The organism is Enterobacter sp. 168J2, assembly GCF_034107265.1.
GTDB lineage: Bacteria > Pseudomonadota > Gammaproteobacteria > Enterobacterales > Enterobacteriaceae > Enterobacter > Enterobacter nematophilus.
Map to the genome: position 1 here is coordinate 231,167 of NZ_JAWNEB010000004.1, position 17,099 is coordinate 248,265.

At 56.3% G+C, this 17,099-nt stretch carries 15 protein-coding genes; 4 read left to right on the top strand and 11 right to left on the bottom strand.

All coding sequences use genetic code 11. From position 1 onward, the window contains the following. Nucleotides 1-4 precede the first annotated feature (4 nt). Together USG84_RS13445 and USG84_RS13450 are read left to right on the top strand one after the other, a co-directional pair. Complete coding sequence (locus USG84_RS13445; RefSeq protein ID WP_061097585.1) at nt 5-1,201, top strand: Bcr/CflA family multidrug efflux MFS transporter; 1,197 nt, start codon at nt 5-7, stop codon at nt 1,199-1,201. A gap of 279 nt (nt 1,202-1,480) precedes the next feature. Next, nucleotides 1,481-1,825, top strand: a complete 345-nt coding sequence (locus USG84_RS13450) for a YejG family protein (protein WP_028013883.1) — start codon at nt 1,481-1,483, stop codon at nt 1,823-1,825. A gap of 3 nt (nt 1,826-1,828) precedes the next feature. On the opposite strand, the gene yejF is transcribed toward USG84_RS13450, so the two are convergent. The 9 genes from yejF to USG84_RS13495 form a co-directional block, all read right to left on the bottom strand. Further along, on the bottom strand, nt 1,829-3,418 hold the full coding sequence (yejF, locus tag USG84_RS13455) for a microcin C ABC transporter ATP-binding protein YejF (RefSeq protein ID WP_151413978.1): 1,590 nt from the start codon (nt 3,416-3,418) through the stop codon (nt 1,829-1,831). 1 nt (nt 3,419) lies between these two features. Next, nucleotides 3,420-4,445 (bottom strand): ABC transporter permease, encoded by a 1,026-nt coding sequence (locus USG84_RS13460; protein WP_041908986.1) that lies wholly within the window; start codon nt 4,443-4,445, stop codon nt 3,420-3,422. After that, nucleotides 4,445-5,539 (bottom strand): microcin C ABC transporter permease YejB, encoded by a 1,095-nt coding sequence (locus tag USG84_RS13465; protein WP_028013880.1) that lies wholly within the window; start codon nt 5,537-5,539, stop codon nt 4,445-4,447. Before USG84_RS13465 ends, USG84_RS13460 begins: the two co-directional genes overlap by 1 nt. A gap of 9 nt (nt 5,540-5,548) precedes the next feature. Next, nucleotides 5,549-7,354, bottom strand: coding sequence for an extracellular solute-binding protein (locus tag USG84_RS13470; RefSeq protein ID WP_061097589.1), 1,806 nt, complete (start codon nt 7,352-7,354; stop codon nt 5,549-5,551). Between the two features lie 74 nt (nt 7,355-7,428). Then, on the bottom strand, nt 7,429-8,985 hold the full coding sequence (locus USG84_RS13475) for a cyclic di-GMP phosphodiesterase (protein ID WP_151414002.1): 1,557 nt from the start codon (nt 8,983-8,985) through the stop codon (nt 7,429-7,431). 128 nt (nt 8,986-9,113) lie between these two features. Beyond that, nucleotides 9,114-9,683: a bifunctional murein DD-endopeptidase/murein LD-carboxypeptidase gene (gene mepS / locus USG84_RS13480; protein ID WP_028013877.1), complete on the bottom strand. Its 570-nt coding sequence runs from the start codon at nt 9,681-9,683 to the stop codon at nt 9,114-9,116. A 415-nt stretch (nt 9,684-10,098) separates the two neighbouring features. Then, nucleotides 10,099-10,812, bottom strand: a complete 714-nt coding sequence (locus USG84_RS13485) for a phosphatase PAP2 family protein (protein WP_080442049.1) — start codon at nt 10,810-10,812, stop codon at nt 10,099-10,101. Between the two features lie 33 nt (nt 10,813-10,845). Continuing rightward, nucleotides 10,846-11,832, bottom strand: coding sequence for a CobW family GTP-binding protein (locus USG84_RS13490; RefSeq protein WP_061097592.1), 987 nt, complete (start codon nt 11,830-11,832; stop codon nt 10,846-10,848). Between the two features lie 123 nt (nt 11,833-11,955). Beyond that, nucleotides 11,956-13,422, bottom strand: coding sequence for a mannitol dehydrogenase family protein (locus USG84_RS13495; protein WP_253542817.1), 1,467 nt, complete (start codon nt 13,420-13,422; stop codon nt 11,956-11,958). A gap of 205 nt (nt 13,423-13,627) precedes the next feature. Between USG84_RS13495 and uxuA the strand changes: the two genes are divergently transcribed. Beyond that, the gene (gene uxuA, locus USG84_RS13500) at nt 13,628-14,818 is read left to right on the top strand and encodes a mannonate dehydratase (protein ID WP_151413979.1); all 1,191 of its coding nucleotides are present in this window, start codon (nt 13,628-13,630) and stop codon (nt 14,816-14,818) included. 45 nt (nt 14,819-14,863) lie between these two features. Here the strand turns inward: uxuA and yeiP are convergent, their stop codons facing one another. Then, a complete protein-coding gene (gene yeiP / locus USG84_RS13505) occupies nt 14,864-15,436 on the bottom strand; it encodes an elongation factor P-like protein YeiP (protein WP_008500940.1) in 573 nt (190 codons plus the stop codon). 162 nt (nt 15,437-15,598) lie between these two features. On the opposite strand from yeiP, the gene USG84_RS13510 reads away from it, so the two are divergent. Continuing rightward, nucleotides 15,599-15,853, top strand: coding sequence for a YkgJ family cysteine cluster protein (locus USG84_RS13510; RefSeq protein ID WP_253542815.1), 255 nt, complete (start codon nt 15,599-15,601; stop codon nt 15,851-15,853). On the opposite strand, the gene setB is transcribed toward USG84_RS13510, so the two are convergent. Then, a complete protein-coding gene (gene setB / locus USG84_RS13515; RefSeq protein ID WP_151413980.1) occupies nt 15,850-17,031 on the bottom strand; it encodes a sugar efflux transporter SetB in 1,182 nt (393 codons plus the stop codon). The genes USG84_RS13510 and setB overlap by 4 nt on opposite strands. Between the last annotated feature and the right edge of the window lie 68 nt (nt 17,032-17,099).

Here is a 17,099-nt window from a genome sequence, read left to right on the forward strand (position 1 = left end):
CCCTGTGACCACCAGGCCACACTCGTCGTTCAAAATTGTCTTCATTCTTGGCCTGCTAGCGATGCTGATGCCGCTGTCTATTGACATGTATCTGCCTGCGCTGCCGGTGATTTCCGCGCAGTTTGGCGTACCGGCAGGCAGCGCGCAGATGACGCTCAGCACCTATATTCTCGGTTTCGCGCTCGGACAGCTGCTGTATGGCCCAATGGCCGACAGCCTGGGGCGCAAACCGGTGATTCTGGGCGGGACGCTGGTCTTTGCGGCCGCTGCGGTCGCCTGTGCGTTGGCGCAGAGTATCGATCAGCTGATTATCATGCGCTTCCTGCACGGGCTGGCCGCTGCCGCGGCGAGCGTGGTGATCAACGCCCTGATGCGCGATATCTACCCGAAAGAAGAGTTCTCCCGCATGATGTCGTTCGTCATGCTGGTGACGACGATTGCGCCGCTGGTGGCACCGATGGCCGGTGGGGCGGTGCTGGTGTGGTTTAGCTGGCACGCGATTTTCTGGATTCTGGCGCTGGCCGCGCTGCTGGCTTCGGCGATGATTTTCTTCTTTATTGATGAAACGCTGCCCGTCGAGCGCCGCCAGAAATTTCATATTCGGACCACGATAGGAAACTTTGCCTCGCTGTTTCGCCACAAGCGGGTGCTGAGCTACATGCTGGCGAGCGGGTTCAGCTTCGCCGGAATGTTCTCCTTCCTGAGCGCCGGGCCGTTTGTCTATATCGAGCTGAACCACGTTTCGCCGCAGCACTTTGGCTATTATTTTGCGCTCAATATCGTCTTCCTGTTTGTCCTGACCATCATTAACAGCCGCTTTGTCCGACGCGTCGGGGCGCTGAACATGTTCCGCGCCGGGCTGTGGATCCAGTTTGTGATGGCGGTCTGGCTGGTGGTGAGCGCGTTCCTGGGCGTGGGCTTCTGGGCGCTGGTGATCGGCGTGGCGGCCTTTGTCGGCTGCGTGTCGATGATCTCGTCCAATGCGATGGCGGTGATCCTCGACGAGTTCCCGCACATGGCGGGAACCGCATCGTCTCTGGCGGGAACCTTCCGCTTCGGGATTGGTGCCATCGTCGGGGCGTTACTCTCTATGGCGACCTTTACTACGGCCTGGCCCATGCTGTGGGCGATGGCATTTTGCGCATCCAGCTCTGTACTCTTCTGTCTTTACGCCAGCCGGCCGCGAAAAGCGGCACACTAACGCGCAGATAAGGCCCGAAAGGGCCTTTTTTGTTGACACACATCAACCAAACTCGCGTTCGTTTATCCCGTGTTTGTTTATTTTATGTAAAATCTATTTATGTAAAAAGTCACATCATTGTATTCAAAAAGGTTGAGTTAGATCGCAGAAACGGGTACATATAGCGCCGACGCGAGCCTCGATACCGATAAAAAAGCGCTGAATAGTGCAGGTTGGCGATGATGTGTTACTATAAATGTAAATAAATTGTGAAGTAAATTTTGCTTCCGGGGAACGAACGTGAATACATTACAACTCTCCATTGTCCATCGCTTGCCCCAGAGCTATCGCTGGTCGGCGGGTTTTGCAGGTTCGAAAGTTGAACCGATTCCGCAAAGCGTCGCGGGCTGTGAGAATTGCCTGGTGGCGCTCAAGCTGCTGAGCCCGAGCGACGAAAATGCGTGGCGGGTGATGGAGCGTCTCAGCCAGGCCCTGACGGATATCGAAGTGGACAGCTCCGTACTGGAGTGCGAAGGGGAGCCGTGCCTGTTTGTGAAAAGCCAGGACGAATTCGCCGCGACCTGCCGTCTGAAAAACTTTGGCGTTGCGATTGCTGAGCCTTTCTCCGGCCAGTATCCGTTTTAAGCGCTAGTCTGCCGCGAGCAGCTGGCGCGTGTAGCTCTGCGTTGGCGCAGTAAATACGCGCTGGCAATCCCCCTGTTCGACCACCTCACCCTGTCGCAGCACAATCACCTGATGGCATAGCGCCCGAACCACCTGTAGATCGTGGCTGATAAAGATATAGGCCAGCCGGTGCTTTTCCTGTAGCCCTTTGAGCAGCGCCAGGATCTGCGCCTGGACGGTTCTGTCCAGAGACGAGGTCGGCTCATCCAGAATAATCAGCTCCGGTTTCAGGATCAGCGCGCGGGCGATGGCGATACGCTGGCGCTGGCCGCCGGAAAATTCCGCAGGGTAGCGGTGGCGGGTGTCAGGATCTAAGCCCACTTCCGCCATCACCCGCATGACCTCCTGTTCCCGCTGCTGCGCGCTCAGGCCAGGCTGGTGAACGCGCAGGCCCTCTTCGATAATCTGCAACACGCTGAGGCGCGGGTTAAGCGAGGAGTTGGGATCCTGAAACACCACCTGCATGCGCGGACGTACGGGCAGCATCTGGCGGCGGTTCCAGCGGTGCAGCGGCATATCGTCAAACAGGATCTCGCCCTGAGAGGCAATTAAGCGCAGCAGCGCCAGACCGGTAGTGCTCTTACCTGAACCGGATTCGCCCACCAGCCCCAGGGATTCACCCGGCCGCAGCGAGAAGCGAATGTTTTTCAGCACCGGATTCTGGTCGACGATGCGCCGCAGAATGCCTCTGCGGATCGGGAACGAGACGGATAAATCATCGACGCGCAGCAGCGGTGTGCTGTCTGCCGCGAGGGGCACCGGGTCGCCGGAAGGCTCGCTGTCGAGCAGGCGCTGCGTATAGGGATGCTGCGGCGCGTTCAGCAGCGTGGACGCGATATTCTGTTCAACGCAGCGCCCGTTTTGCATGACCGCGACGCTGTCGGCCAGCTTTTTCACGATGCTCAGGTTGTGCGTGATAAACAGCAGGCTCATGTCCAGCTCGTCACGCAGCTCTCGTAAGAGCGTAAGAATTTGCGCCTGCACCGTTACGTCCAGCGCCGTCGTTGGCTCGTCGGCAATTAACAGCTCGGGGCACGTGAGCAGGGCCATGGCGATCATCACCCGCTGGCGTTCGCCGCCGGAGAGCTGATGTGGAAAATCATTCAGCCGTTTAGCCGCGTTGCGTATGCCCGTTCGTTCCAGACAATCCAGAATTTCGCCCCGCGCGGCCTCTCTGCGCATCCCCCGGTGCAGGGAGAGCACCTCATAAAGCTGTTTTTCCAGGGTATGGAGCGGGTTAAGGGAAACCATGGGCTCCTGAAAGATCATGGCAATCTTATTGCCGCGAATACCGCGCAGGATATGTTCGTCAGCGTGCAGCAGCGAACGACCGTGGAACAAAATATCCCCTTGCGGATAGCTTACGGGCGGAGAGGGCAGCAGACGCAGGATGGAGAGCGCCGAGACGCTCTTGCCTGAGCCGGATTCCCCCACCAGCGCCAGCGTTTCACCGCGCTGGATCTGCAGCGACAGGTCGGTGACCACGGTGCGGGTCTCGCCCTGCTTCGAGAAGGCAATCGACAGGTTATCAATACTGAGAAGTGGCTGCGTCATCTTATACCGCCTTGTTGGGATCGAAGGCATCGCGCACGGCTTCGCCAATAAAAATCAGCAGCGAAAGCAGCACGGCCACGGAAAGAAAGGCGGTGATGCCCAGCCACGGTGCCTGCAGGTTGTTCTTGCCCTGCAGCAGCAGTTCGCCGAGCGACGGCGATCCCAGCGGCAGGCCGAAGCCCAGAAAGTCCAGCGAGGTGAGGGTAGTAATGGAGCTGCACAGAATAAACGGCAGGAAGGTGAGGGTCGCCACCACGGCGTTAGGCAGCATATGGCGGAAGATGATCCCCCGGTCGCTCACCCCAAGCGCCTGCGCGGCGCGGATATAGTCGAAATTACGGGTGCGCAGAAACTCTGCCCGCACCACGCCGACCAGCGCCATCCAGCCAAACAGAACGGTGATGCCCAGCAGCCACCAGAAACCCGGCTGCACCACGCTTGAAAGCAGAATGATCAGAAACAGCGTTGGCATACCGGACCAGACTTCGATGATACGCTGCCCCCACAGGTCAATTTTTCCGCCGTAGTAGCCCTGAACGGCGCCGGCCACCACGCCCATTACGCTGGAGAAGACGGTCAGCATCAGCCCAAAAAGAATCGAAATCCGTGTACCGTAGAGGATGCGCGCCAGCACGTCGCCGCCGTTGGCGTCCGTTCCTAGCCAGTTTTGCGCAGAAGGCGGAGAAGGGAAGGGGGTTGTGGTCGCGAAGTTAATGCTGTTGGCGCCAAAGCGCACCGGCGCCCAGAGGGCCCAGCCGTGCTGTTCTATCTGCTGGCGCAGCCACGGATCCTGATACTCCGCAGGCGTGGCAAACGGGCCGCCGAAGTCGCTTTCACTGTAGTTAGCCAGTACCGGCACGTACCAGCGATCGTTAAAGTGCACCAGCAACGGTTTGTCGTTGGCGATCAGCTCCGAACACATGCTCAGGACAAACAGGACGGCAAAAATCCACAGCGACCAGTAGCCGCGGCGGTTGTGACGAAAACGGGCCCAGCGGGCCTGGTTGACGGGGCTTAAACGCGGCATCAGCGGCCCTCAAAATCAATTCGGGGATCGACCAGCGTATAGCTGATATCGCTGATGATATTCAGCAGCAGGCCAATCAGGGTGAAAATATAGAGCGTACCGAACATTACCGGATAATCGCGCGACACGGTGGCTTCGTAACCCAGAAGGCCGAGACCGTTGAGCGAGAACATTACCTCAATCAGCAGCGAGCCGGTAAAAAACATGCTGATGAACGTGGCCGGAAACCCTGCGATCACCAGCAGCATGGCGTTGCGGAAAACGTGTTTCCACATGATTTGCTTTTCGCTGACCCCTTTGGCGCGGGCGGTGACGACATACTGCTTGCGGATTTCATCGAGAAAGGCGTTTTTGGTCAACATGGTCAGGGCGGCAAATCCGCCGATCACCGTTGCCAGCACCGGCAGCGTGATATGCCAGAGATAGTCGGTGATTTTCTGGTACCACGGCAGCGTGCTGAAATCGGCGGAGACCAGCCCCCGCAGCGGGAAGATGTCGAAATAGCTGCCTCCGGCAAAGAAGACAATCAGCAGAACGGCAAACAGAAACGCCGGAATAGCATAGCCGATGATGATGAAGGTGCTGCTCCAGATATCGAAGCGGCTGCCGTTATGCACCGCTTTTCGGATCCCGAGCGGTATAGAGACCAGATAGATAATCAGCGTCCCCCACAGCCCCAGCGTGACCGAGACCGGCAGGCTTTGCTTGATCAACGTTAACACGGAGGCACTGCGGAACAGGCTATCGCCAAAATCAAAGCGGATATAATCCCAGAGCATTTTGAAATAGCGCTCGTGAATCGGCTTATCAAAGCCGTAGCGATGGGTGATCTCGGCGATCACCTCCGGATCCAGCCCGCGCCCGCCGCGGTAGTGGCTTTCACTGATATTCCCCACGCCGGTGCGCGCATGGCTGGCGCCCATGCCTTCTCCGCCGCCGCCGGGCATGCCGCCGCTGTTGCCAAACTCAATGGCGGCAATGGCCTGATCGACCGGCCCGCCCGGGGCAATTTGCACGATAAAAAAGTTAATGGTGATGATGGCCCACAGCGTGGGAATGACCAGCAGAAGACGGCGTATTAAATAGGCACCCATGGTAATTCCTTATCGCCGCTCGGCGGGCAGTCTGGCGGCTTTATTTACGTCATACCACCAGGTGTCAAAGCCCAGGGAATAGACAGGGCGCACGGCAGGCACTGAGAACTTGTCCCAGCGCGCAAGGCGGTCTTCGCCCATGTACCACATGGGCAGCATGTAGTAATTCCAGGTTAACACCCTGTCGAGGGCGCGACCGAGCGGCAGGAGCTTGTCTTTATCACCCTGCGCCGCCACAATTTTCGCAATCAGGGCATCAATCGCCGGGCTTTTTACGCCTGGCGCATTGTACGAAGAGTCGATGTAGCTGGAGGCCCAGGAGATTTGCAGGTCCGAGCTGGGCCACGGCTGCGCGGGCCACAGGCGCTGCATCATGTCGTAATCACGGCTGCGCATGCGGTTAGTGATCTGCGCGTTATCGACCTGGCGAATGTTCATGGTGATCCCCAGCCGCGCCAGGTTGTGCTTAAACGGCAGTACCCACTGATCGTTGCCGCCGGAGGAGAGCAGCAGCTCAAAGCTTAAAGGCTTGCCGGTTTTCGCATCGACGCGTTTCTGGTTCTTCAGCTGCCAGCCTGCCTCATCCAGCAGCTTGCTGGCCTTCAGCAGGTTGTCCCGGTCGTAGCCGTCACCCTTTGAGGCGGGCGGCTGAAACACCGAGGTAAACACCTCCGGCGGCACTTCCGCTTTCAGCGGCGCCAGCAGGACCAGTTCCTCGGCTTTCGGGTAGTCGCGCGCGGCATATTCGGTATTCTGGAAATAGCTGTTAGCACGACTGTACGCCCCGTAAAAGAGCGCTTTGTTCATCCATTCAAAATCAAAGGCCAGGGAGATTGCTTCCCGAACGCGGCGGTCTTTAAATACCGGGCGCTGAATATTAAACGCCAGCCAGCGCGTGTCCTGGGCGGATTCGTTTTTATGCTCGTCTTTCACGATGTAGCCTTTCGTGAAGTTTTTACCGATATAGCGGGTCGCCCAGTTTTTGGCGCTGTTCTCCACGCGCAAATCGAAGGCGCCGGCTTTGAACGCTTCAAACGCCACGTTATCGTCGAGATAGTAGTCATAGCGAAGGGTGTCGAAATTCCAGCGCCCGCGGTTTACCGGCAGGTTAGCCGCCCAGTAATCTTTCACGCGGGAATAGACCACGTACTGCCCCATGCGCCAGTCGGTAATGCGGTAAGGGCCACCTGCCAGCGGCGGCGTGGAGAGCGGGTCGCTTAACTTATGGTTTTTCCAGAACGATTCAGGCATTACCGGCAGTGAGAACAGGCTGAGCATATTCTCTTTATTCGGTTCGCTCAGCTCAATGCGTACGGTGAGGGGCGCAATGGCGCGCACCGTTGTGCCTTTATACACAATGCGGAACTGGGGAACGCCTTCGGTCATAAATTTATGAAACGTAAAGGCCACGTCGCTGGCCTTGACCGGCGTGCCGTCGTGAAAGCGGGCCCGGGGGTTTAGGGTAATTTCGGCCCAGGCGAAGTTATCCGCGTAGCGCACGTTATCGGCAATCAGCGGATAATAGCTGCCGGGTTCATCATCAGACGTAACAAAAAGCGTGTCATAGAGCGATTCCGTTCGCGCCGCGGCCACGCCGCGCAGGGCGAAGCGGTTAAAGTTGTCGAACGTTCCCGTTGCCGAAAGCGTGACCTTTCCACCCTTAGGGGCGGCAGGATTGACGTAATCGAAGTGCGTAAAATTGACCGCGTATTTTGGCTCGCCAATCACGGCGAACGCGATGTTCTCTTTGATGGTTTGCGCCTGGCTGGACAGGCTCACGACTGCCAACCAAAGCAACATAAAGCGCATAAACATCTCGCGGCGGCTCCCTTTTTTACAGACCGGCTCAGTTAAGCTGAATAATAAGTGACGCCACGGGCAATGTGAAATTATTCCCCGTCAGGCGACAGCGTATTTTGCCACGTGCGGAACTGCTCAAGCGGCATCGGACGGCTAATCCAGTAACCCTGCAGGTAATTAACCCCATGCTCGCGCAGCCAGGCCGCCTGTTCCGGCGTTTCCACCCCTTCCGCAACGGTCGACATATTCAGCCGTCTTGCCAGCGTCAGCACGGCATCCAGCACCGGGGAGGTCACGGTTTCTGTGCCAATGGCGTTGACAAAACCACGGTCGATTTTCAGGTAGTCCATGGTGAAATGTTCAAGATAAATCAGCGCGCTGTGGCCGGTGCCGAAATCGTCGATGGCAATTTCAAACCCTTCGTTATGCAGCCATTCGAAGAGGCTGTTAGCTTCCCGATGGTTCAGCATGTCGCGCTCGGTAATTTCCAGTACGATCTGGAAGTAATCAGGCGGCAGCAGGGCCTTGAAGGTGCGCATATCGTCTTTGAAGCTTTCCGCATGCAGATGCCCCGGCGCGATATTAATCCCCACTTTGGCACCCGGCGGCAGCACGGTCTGTAGCACTGGCGCATCGTGAATAATCAGGTCAAAAAGATGCAGCGTGAGCGGAACAATCAGCTTCTGCGCTTCGGCAAAATTGATAAAGGCGTCCGGCGGGATCTCACCCATGGTCGGGTGCTTCCAGCGCATCAGCACTTCAAGCCCGGTCATCCTGAGCGATTTGGCGTCGACAACGGGCTGATAAACTACGTAAAACTGGCCGCGCTTGATGGCGCTCAGAATCTCTTTGCCCGGATTGAGACGCGTAGTGAGGATGTAGAAGTTAAGCGACCCTGCCGCAATCCCGCACACCAGCCCGAAAAACAGGGCGTAAAGTATCTCATCGCTCGTCCACTCCTCGGCGTACAGGTTGATGGTCAGAGGAACTTCTTTGAGCGTTGCGGTGCGCGCCGGCGTTTCATGTAAATCCTGCGCCCTGACGAGGGTGCCCGACGTGGTGGATAACGCATTGTCGCCGATGACGATCGCGATGCCTGCAAACTCGTCCTGGCGCGCAGTATAGAGCAGGTACGGCGTCAGGTTGAGATTCACCGAGGTGAATACGCCGCCGTCCTTCACAAGCGGATTACGATACCAGATGGCAATCGCGGGCTTATTGGGCAGCATGGGCGTGCCGGGGAGCAGTGCGATATCAACCTGCTTGTTGATGTGCAGCTCGGGTATCAGCTCCTCCATCGGGGCGTTCATTGGCCCTGTGGCTGACGAGCAGAACGCCATTTTATCTCTGACCAGCAGGAAGGCGCGTACGTTGAGGCTGAAGGCCGCGCGCGAGGTCAGCTCTGCGTTAACCTCCTGGCAATTATTGAGCGTGAGCGGCTGGAGCACGTCGATCGAGGCTTTCAGCTCTTCAAAATAGCTCTCCATGTAGATGCGCACATCCATGATCAGCGTATCGAATCGGATTTCCCGCTTGTGGTAGCTCCAGAAAAACTGCAATGAACCCAGGAGCAGGGCGGCGATCAGGCCGGTAATGATACTGAGGAACAGTATCTTTCGATGACTGGAGAAGTAGCGGGTGAGCATAAACGTCGTGGTTCCTGAATTGCCGCTGATTGTATTCATTGTAACGGGCAAAAAAAAACACCGCCGAAGCAGTGCTTTTTTTTTATTGTATCGCCAGCCAAGGGATAACCAACGATACAATTATCATATTAACTGCGGGTCAGTACGCGTCGCGCTTCATTGTAGCGCTTCTTCCAGTACGGTTCATTCATGCTGGAAATGGTCACACCGCTGCTGGTGGAGGCATGTACAAACTGGTCATTACCAATGTAGATGCCAACATGTCGACCGGTAGAACCTGCACGGAACAGCACTAAATCGCCGGTGCGCAGTTTGGTACGTGAAATCGACTTGCCCATCTCCTGCTGTTCGTAAGTTGAACGCGGAAGATCTAACCCAAATTGCTCGCGGAAGGTACGCTGTACAAAACCGGAACAATCAATGCCTTTTTTGGTGCTGCCGCCAAGACGGTAACGCACGCCTTTCCAGTCAGCATACTGGTCCATAATGCGGGACTTCACGTCCAGATTACGTACCATATTTTCAAATTCATCCTGAGAGGCTTGCAGTGAAGAGGAATCTTCCATTCCCACAACACGCGTCTCAGGATGCATATTCTTTGCGGTGTTCGATGTACTACATGCAGATAACAGTACCGCGACTGCTATCGCCGGGATCCCCCGTAAGATATATCTCAGAAACGGTTGAGATTTGACCATTTTGTTTATTTTCCCTTGAAGTCCTTAACGACAAATATCGTTATAAAAATGCCAAACGTGACGAGACTAATTATCTGTTCACAATGAGACAATTGTTTCTGGTGACATTTGTGGCGCAGCGCACAAAATTATTCACCATCGAAATAATTATCTCTATGGGGCAAAACGAGTTCGAGATTAACCGATTGCCAGGGGTATTGCGAGTAAAAAAAACCGTTTTTTTATAAGAAATTGTGATACAGAAAGTAAAAATCCGTAATTGAGCAAAATAGCGCCAGATCCGCAGCGTTATCGCGCAATTGCTTCATTTTTATCATGAATACGATGACGAGAATATGACAGGGCGGAAGGATCGTTGGAGGAATGCTATCAGGGATCGCTATGATCCCCGAGCGTTAACGTTAAAAAACGTTGGTTATTTGTTTAATTCTTGTTGCTTTCTACGCGGCAGATGGCGATCAAAAACGGCAATCAGGCGATCGCTCAATGGCGTCATCAAAACCCACGGCAGACCAATCAGTACCGCAGAAAGCGAACCCACGACAATATCCGTCAGCCAGTGAGCGCCAATCATCACGCGCGGGAAGGCAAATATCACCACAATAAGCAGGGCAATTGCGAACGCCTTTTTGCCGAAATAGCGCAGCATGAATCCGGAAAAAATAAGCAGCATCATGCCGTGATCGCCCGGGAAGCTGTCTTTCGAGGCATCTTTTGTTGGAATATGCAGCAGTTCACTCACGCGATAAATATTCGGAAAAGAGAGCGAAGGACTTGCGCGTTTTACCGGCATCAGATGTTGCGCCAGCTGATTAACGATCACCGCAGCCAGAAGCATCACCAGTCCGATAATCAGAATACGGCGACGCCCCGTAACATCCTCTTTCAGCCAGAAAGAGAGCATCAGGCAGCCCATAGCCAGCAGGGAAAAGCCGTCAAAGGCGCGGTTGTTGGTAATTGCCACCAGCCACAGGAAGGCGTCACTCTTCACCAGCCCCTGGTTGAAGAAATGGAACAGGTTTGAATCCAGCGGGAACCAGAAACCGTGATTCACCGGGATATACCAGGAGAAGAAAAGCGCCAGACCGGCGACATTAAGCAGTAATATCTGGGGAATTCGAGTTGTCATAACGTTCAGCATAGAAGGAAAACTGGGGCAACGTTAGCCGCCCGAACTTAAACGAAGCTTCAACAGGCTGGACTGCAGGGCATTCCAGTCGGCGTTAACCGCACTAATTAACTCTATTCGGCTGTCAGGCGGCGCGACGTTTTGCGTTTCGATAAAGAAATCGTCGCCCTGGCGGTTTATCCGCACCAGCCCGTCAGGCGTGCGCATGATCCCTTTCACGCGGTCGACCGGCGCAAGCCTGGCCCACTCAAGGACGCCAATGGTGTCGAAAACGGTATCGGCATCGAAAATCCATCCGCAGGCCTGATACCCCTGACCGCTGTTCAAATTACGACGCCAGCGCTGGTGTTCCGGCAGGCTTAGCGCGGCCAGACCCTGCTTTGCAGGATGGTGATGCGCATGCTCCGCGCTGGCCGGGAGTTCCGTCAGGTTCAGGCGGGGAAGGTCCAGCAGGGCGCTATCAATGTTCCCCTGAGTGGCCTGCACCCGCGTCCGATTGCCGCCGAAATGCTGCCACCACGCGTCCAGCGCGGCCCGGCTTTCCGCCGTGGCGCGATCGTCTTTATTGGCGACAATAACGTCTGCTGCGGCGAGCTGATCGCGAAAGTTCTCATTGGCCACCGCTTTTTCATCCAGAAGCTGACGCGGATCGAGCAGGCACAGCGTGGCGCGCAGATCGATCCACGGCTCGTAAACCGGGGCGGTCAGTAAATCAAGGATCTGCTTCGGGTGGCCCAGACCGGTAGGTTCAATCAGCAGGCGGTCCGGTTTGCCCTGACGCAGCAGCGTATTGAGGCCTACCTGCATCGGTAAGCCGTTTACGCAGCACATGCATCCGCCGGGGATCTCTTTAATCATCGCGCCGCTGGATGACAGCAACGCGCCATCAATGCCCACTTCGCCGAATTCATTGACCAGCACGGCCCATTTCTCTGCCGGATCTTTATTCGCCAGCAGATGAAGAATTGAGGTGGTTTTACCGCTGCCGAGAAAACCGGTGATGAGGTTGGTTTTGGTCACGTGCGCTCCGCAAGAGAATTGTGATGCTATAACACTATGCTCTTATCCTGGCGAAAAACGGGCGCAATGAGAAGGGGGAGGGCGAACGGAGGCGATATCCGTTCGCATTAAGCGCAATAATCGCTAAAGATTTAACGTTTCAATAACAGCCTGGCGTGCGCCACGGCGGGTGATGCGCTGCCAGGCCTGGCTGACAGCCTCAACGAAAACGCTATTTTGCGCGAGATCGTGACCAAAGACCTCGCTCAGCCCCAGCAGCGCGTTGACGCGGTCGGCGTCGCTGCTGGCCTCGACAATCGTGCGTATTTTATCGCTGAGGGGATCGCGGACGTCAATCGCGTTGCCGCGTTCGTCGAACCCGCTGACGTAGCGTATCCAGCCGGCGACGCCCAGCGCCAGCAGCGGCCATGCTGTTTTACGCTCAAGGTGGACGCGGATCCCATCCAGCATCCGCTGCGGCAGCTTCTGGCTGCCGTCCATCGCGATTTGCCAGGTACGGTGCTGCAGCGCCGGGTTAGCAAAGCGCTCGATAAGGCTGTCGGCATAGGCAGTCAGGTCGACATCCTTTATACGCAGCGTGGGCGCCTGTTCATCCAGCATTAACCGCCGGGCGGCTTCGCGGAAGGTGGCGTCCTCCATGCATTCATTAATATGCGCGTACCCGGCGAGATACCCCAGATACGCCAGGAAGGAGTGGCTGCCGTTGAGCATGCGTAATTTCATCTGCTCCCACGGCAGAACGTCCTGCACCATCTGAACGCCCGCCACTTCCCACTCCGGACGCCCCGCGACGAAATTATCTTCCACTACCCACTGAATAAACGGCTCACAGCTGATGGCGCACGGATCGTCCACGCCGATCGCGTCGGCGATTTCCGCAAGCGAGGCCTCCGTCGCGGCGGGAACAATTCTGTCGACCATCGTTCCCGGAAAGCTCACGTGACCTTCGATCCACTCGGCCAGCGCCGGGGAACGCTTTTGCGCCATGCCGAGCACCGCATTTTTCACCACGTGGCCGTTGTCCGGAATGTTGTCACAGGAAAGCACGGTAAACGCAGGCAGGCCGCGCTCGCGGCGGCGATTAAGGGCTTCGACCAGGATCCCCGGCGCGGAATGCGGCTCAGCGGGATTTTCCAGATCGTGAACGATCCGGGCGTTTTGTAAATCCAGCTTACCGGTCGCGGGATCGATGCAGTAGCCTTTCTCCGTAATGGTGAGCGATACGATCGCCACCTGCGGCTCGCAAAACTTCTCTATGATGGCGGGCAGAGAGTCCAGCTTTGCATTCAGGCATTCATGTACGGCCCCGACAATAATCGACTGATTTCCTTCAGCGCCTTTCTGCAGCACGGTAAACAGGTGATCCTGCGCGCGCAGCTGGCTCATCAGCACGTCGCCGCTGAACAGGCTAATCTCACAAATACCCCAGTCGCCGCCTTTTTCATTCAGCACCCGGTTTGTTAACAATGCCTGATGCGCGCGATGAAACGCACCGAAGCCAAAATGGACGATGCGGGAGCGCAGCTGCTTGCGATCGTAGCGCGGTTGTTGAACCTGGGCTGGAAGGGCGGCGGAGGCAATTGTCTTCATGAAATACACACCTGATTAACCATTAATTAACAATGCCAGTGTAAAGTTATATGACAGCAAATAAAATTGGTGAGCCGTAAATATCCCCGTTCTGTGAGTTTGATCAATCAATGTGTGGCGGTGTGTTGACCCTTCACGGCAAACATGTATGGTAGTCGTCATTGCGGTAACCTATATTGGTATAACAACTTGAGAGGGAGAGGCAATGGAACAAACCTGGCGTTGGTACGGGCCGAACGATCCGGTTTCTCTTGATGATGTGCGTCAGGCTGGCGCAACGGGTGTCGTCACGGCGCTGCATCACATTCCTAACGGCCAGGTCTGGCCGGTTGAGGAGATTCAACAGCGTCAGGCGCTGCTGGCGGAGAAGGGATTAACCTGGTCTGTGGTAGAGAGCATTCCGGTACACGAAGATATCAAAACCCATTCCGGGGAATACCGGACCTGGATTGCAAACTATCAGCAGAGCATTCGCAACCTGGCGGCCTGCGGCATTGATACGGTCTGCTATAACTTCATGCCGATTCTGGACTGGACGCGTACCGACCTGGAATATCAAATGCCGGACGGCTCGAAAGCGCTGCGTTTTGACCAGATTGCCTTTGCGGCATTCGAGCTGCATATTCTGAAACGCCCAGGCGCCGAAGCGGATTATACCGCTGAAGAGCAGCAGCAGGCCCTTGAATGGTTCAATGCCGCCAGTGAAGCGGACATTGAAAAGCTGACCCGCAATATCATTGCTGGCCTGCCGGGTGCGGAAGAGGGCTACACGCTGGATCAGTTCCGCGCGCGTCTGGCGGAATACGGCGATATTGATAAGAACCAGCTGCGTGAAAACATGGCGTATTTCCTGCGCGCTATCGTGCCGGTTGCTGAAGAAGCCGGCGTGCGTCTGGCGGTGCACCCGGACGATCCGCCGCGTCCTATTCTCGGCCTGCCGCGTATTGTTTCCACCCTTGAAGATATGCAGTGGCTGAAAGAGACGGTAAACAGCATCTATAACGGCTTTACCATGTGTACCGGCTCCTACGGCGTGCGCGCCGATAACGACCTGGTGCGGATGATAGAAACCTTTGGCGACCGCATTCACTTTACGCACCTGCGTGCGACCTGCCGTGAAGAAAATCCAAAGACCTTCCACGAGGCCGCGCACCTGGGCGGAGACGTAAACATGGTGGCGGTGGTAGACGCTATCCTGGCTGAAGAGGCGCGTCGCAAGCGGGCGGGCGATGTGCGTCCTATTCCGTTCCGCCCGGATCACGGGCACCAGATGCTGGACGATCTGCGTAAGAAAACCAACCCGGGCTATTCGGCGATTGGCCGCCTGAAGGGGATGGCGGAAGTGCGCGGCGTTGAGCTGGCGCTGAAGATGACGAAGTATCCGGAGCTTCTGTAACCGGAATTGTCGGGTGGCGAAGCCGCCACCCGTCAAAAGCCACAATCAGTCAGCACGACCCATATAGCGTTTTTCTTCAATATGGATGCGGATCTTCTCGCCCGCGGAGAGGTATTCCGGCACCTGCACAACCAGACCGGTGGTCAGAGTAGCTGGCTTGTTACGCGCACTTGCAGACGCGCCTTTGATGCCCGGTGCGGTTTCAACGATTTCCAGATCCACGGTCTGCGGCAGTTCCAGCGCCAGCAGCACGCCGTCCCAGGTCAGCACCTGCATGTCTGGCATCCCGCCTTCAGGAATGAACAGCAGCTCTTCTTCAATCTGATCTTTGGTGAAGATGTACGGGGTGTAATCTTCCTTATCCATGAACACGTATTCGTTGCCGTCGATGTAGGAGAAATCAACGTAGCGACGGGTCAGGGTCACGGTATCAACGATATCGTCACCTTTAAAACGTTCTTCCACCTTGAGGCCGGTACGCACATCGGCGAAACGCATTTTGTACAGCGTCGCTGCACCACGGGCGCTTGGTGCCTGAATGTCGATGTCTTTCACAATCAGCAGTTTGCCGTTGTAATTCAGTACCATACCTTTCTTAATTTCGTTCGCTCTTGGCATTGCAGTAATCCTGTCTACGGGAGGTAAAAAATATCGCGCCAAATTACTCGCGCGCGGCCTTTCAGGCAAGAGGAATTCGTGGCTTTTGCTATCAATACGCAAAAGGTGTTACTGTGCGCCCGATGCCCGACTGTACGGGCGTTCGCCACTGAGAGAGCATGTATGGATTGTCGTCCAGATTGCGGCGCGTGCTGTACCGCTCCGTCCATTTCAAGCCCCATTCCAGGCATGCCTGAAGGCAAGCCCGCCAATACCCGCTGCGTTCAGCTCTCTGAATCCAACCTATGTATGATTTTTGGTTCGCCCCTGCGCCCGAAGGTCTGTTCCGGGCTTCAGCCCTCGTCCGAAATGTGCGGCAGCACGCGCGCGCAGGCGATGACCTGGCTGCTTGAGCTGGAAGCGCTCACCGCGCCTTAAACGTCTTTGATCCTCGCCAGGCAGCCCATCGTCAGCGTACACATCACCAGCGCAATCCAGAACACCGTGTGGTAGTTCCAGATCTCGGCAACGATACCGGCCATCGAGCCTGCGATAATCCAGCCCACGCGGGTGGTATTAGTATAAAGGGTGGTGGCGGCACCTGCCTGACCCGGCATCAGATCCTGGAAGTAGAGCATGCCAATCCCCGCAAGGATGCCGATATAAACGGCGTTCAGCAGCTGTAAAGCAAGAAGCAGGGCTGGCGTATGGACCGTCAGCATGCCAACGTAGAACAGCAGCCCGGCGACGGCCGCGATGCGCATTAAAAAACGTTTCCCGAACCGCTTCGCATAATAGCCTGCAATCAGCATGGTCGGGATCTCAAGACCTGCGGCGGTGCCCATCATAATGCCCGCCAGCTTCTCCGGCAGGTGTAGCTCATCAATAATAAACAGCGGCATGTTGATGATATAGAGGCTGTTGGTGCCCCACATCAGCGTGCAGATAACAAACAGGAGCAGGGCGTCGCGGCGGTTACGACGCGGCGCTTCCAGCACGCCCGTTGCCACCTTGGGCTCTTTGCGCATTGACGGCAGAAAGAACCACACCAGCGCGCCGCACATCACAAACGCGACCGCCGCACTCAGGTACATCACCGTAAAGCCAAACCCCATCGCCAGCGCGTAGGCCAGCGGCGGGCCAATCACCCATGCCAGCGACACCTGAGCGCGCAATATCGAGCTGAACATCACCGCTTCCCGCCCGGTATGGTCGGCATGCTCGCGGGCAAGGGCAAACAGCTGCGGGTTGGCGGTTGAGCCAAAGCTGCTCAGAAAAACCCCGATGAACAGCAGAACGAAATAGTTACGGTTCCAGGCAAACAGGACGCAGGCCAACACCCCCAGCAGACAGCAGAAAACGATCAGGCTTTTACGATCGCCTTTGCGGTCGGAACGACCGGCGAGAAACTGGCTGACAAGAATGCCAATGATGGCGCTACCGGTAAAAAAGAAGCCAACCATCGCCGGACGGGCGTGAACTTCGTTAGTCAGGAACAGGCTCAGCGTCGGGGTTTGCAACGCACCGGCGATGCCCGTGAAGAAGGCAACAATCAGGAACGCCGTTGACGTCAAATCAAAGGGCTTTGGCGCGGTGGCCGCAGGGGTGTTATGCATGTTTTATAATTAGCGAGTAACAGAGAGGGGCGGAGTTTACGCCGTTAGCTAAAAAATAAACAGTGGGT

What these genes read in the sequence shown, in the direction of transcription:
- uxuA (WP_151413979.1), top strand. Translation starts at nt 13,628, where the DNA reads ATGGAACAAACCTGGCGTTGGTACGGGCCGAACGATCCGGTTTCTCTT.
- USG84_RS13475 (WP_151414002.1), bottom strand. Translation starts at nt 8,985, where the DNA reads ATGCTCACCCGCTACTTCTCCAGTCATCGAAAGATACTGTTCCTCAGT.
- yejF (WP_151413978.1), bottom strand. Translation starts at nt 3,418, where the DNA reads ATGACGCAGCCACTTCTCAGTATTGATAACCTGTCGATTGCCTTCTCG.
- USG84_RS13495 (WP_253542817.1), bottom strand. Translation starts at nt 13,422, where the DNA reads ATGAAGACAATTGCCTCCGCCGCCCTTCCAGCCCAGGTTCAACAACCG.
- mepS (WP_028013877.1), bottom strand. Translation starts at nt 9,683, where the DNA reads ATGGTCAAATCTCAACCGTTTCTGAGATATATCTTACGGGGGATCCCG.
- setB (WP_151413980.1), bottom strand. Translation starts at nt 17,031, where the DNA reads ATGCATAACACCCCTGCGGCCACCGCGCCAAAGCCCTTTGATTTGACG.
- USG84_RS13465 (WP_028013880.1), bottom strand. Translation starts at nt 5,539, where the DNA reads ATGGGTGCCTATTTAATACGCCGTCTTCTGCTGGTCATTCCCACGCTG.
- USG84_RS13470 (WP_061097589.1), bottom strand. Translation starts at nt 7,354, where the DNA reads ATGTTTATGCGCTTTATGTTGCTTTGGTTGGCAGTCGTGAGCCTGTCC.
- USG84_RS13510 (WP_253542815.1), top strand. Translation starts at nt 15,599, where the DNA reads ATGGATTGTCGTCCAGATTGCGGCGCGTGCTGTACCGCTCCGTCCATT.
- USG84_RS13460 (WP_041908986.1), bottom strand. Translation starts at nt 4,445, where the DNA reads ATGCCGCGTTTAAGCCCCGTCAACCAGGCCCGCTGGGCCCGTTTTCGT.
- yeiP (WP_008500940.1), bottom strand. Translation starts at nt 15,436, where the DNA reads ATGCCAAGAGCGAACGAAATTAAGAAAGGTATGGTACTGAATTACAAC.
- USG84_RS13485 (WP_080442049.1), bottom strand. Translation starts at nt 10,812, where the DNA reads ATGACAACTCGAATTCCCCAGATATTACTGCTTAATGTCGCCGGTCTG.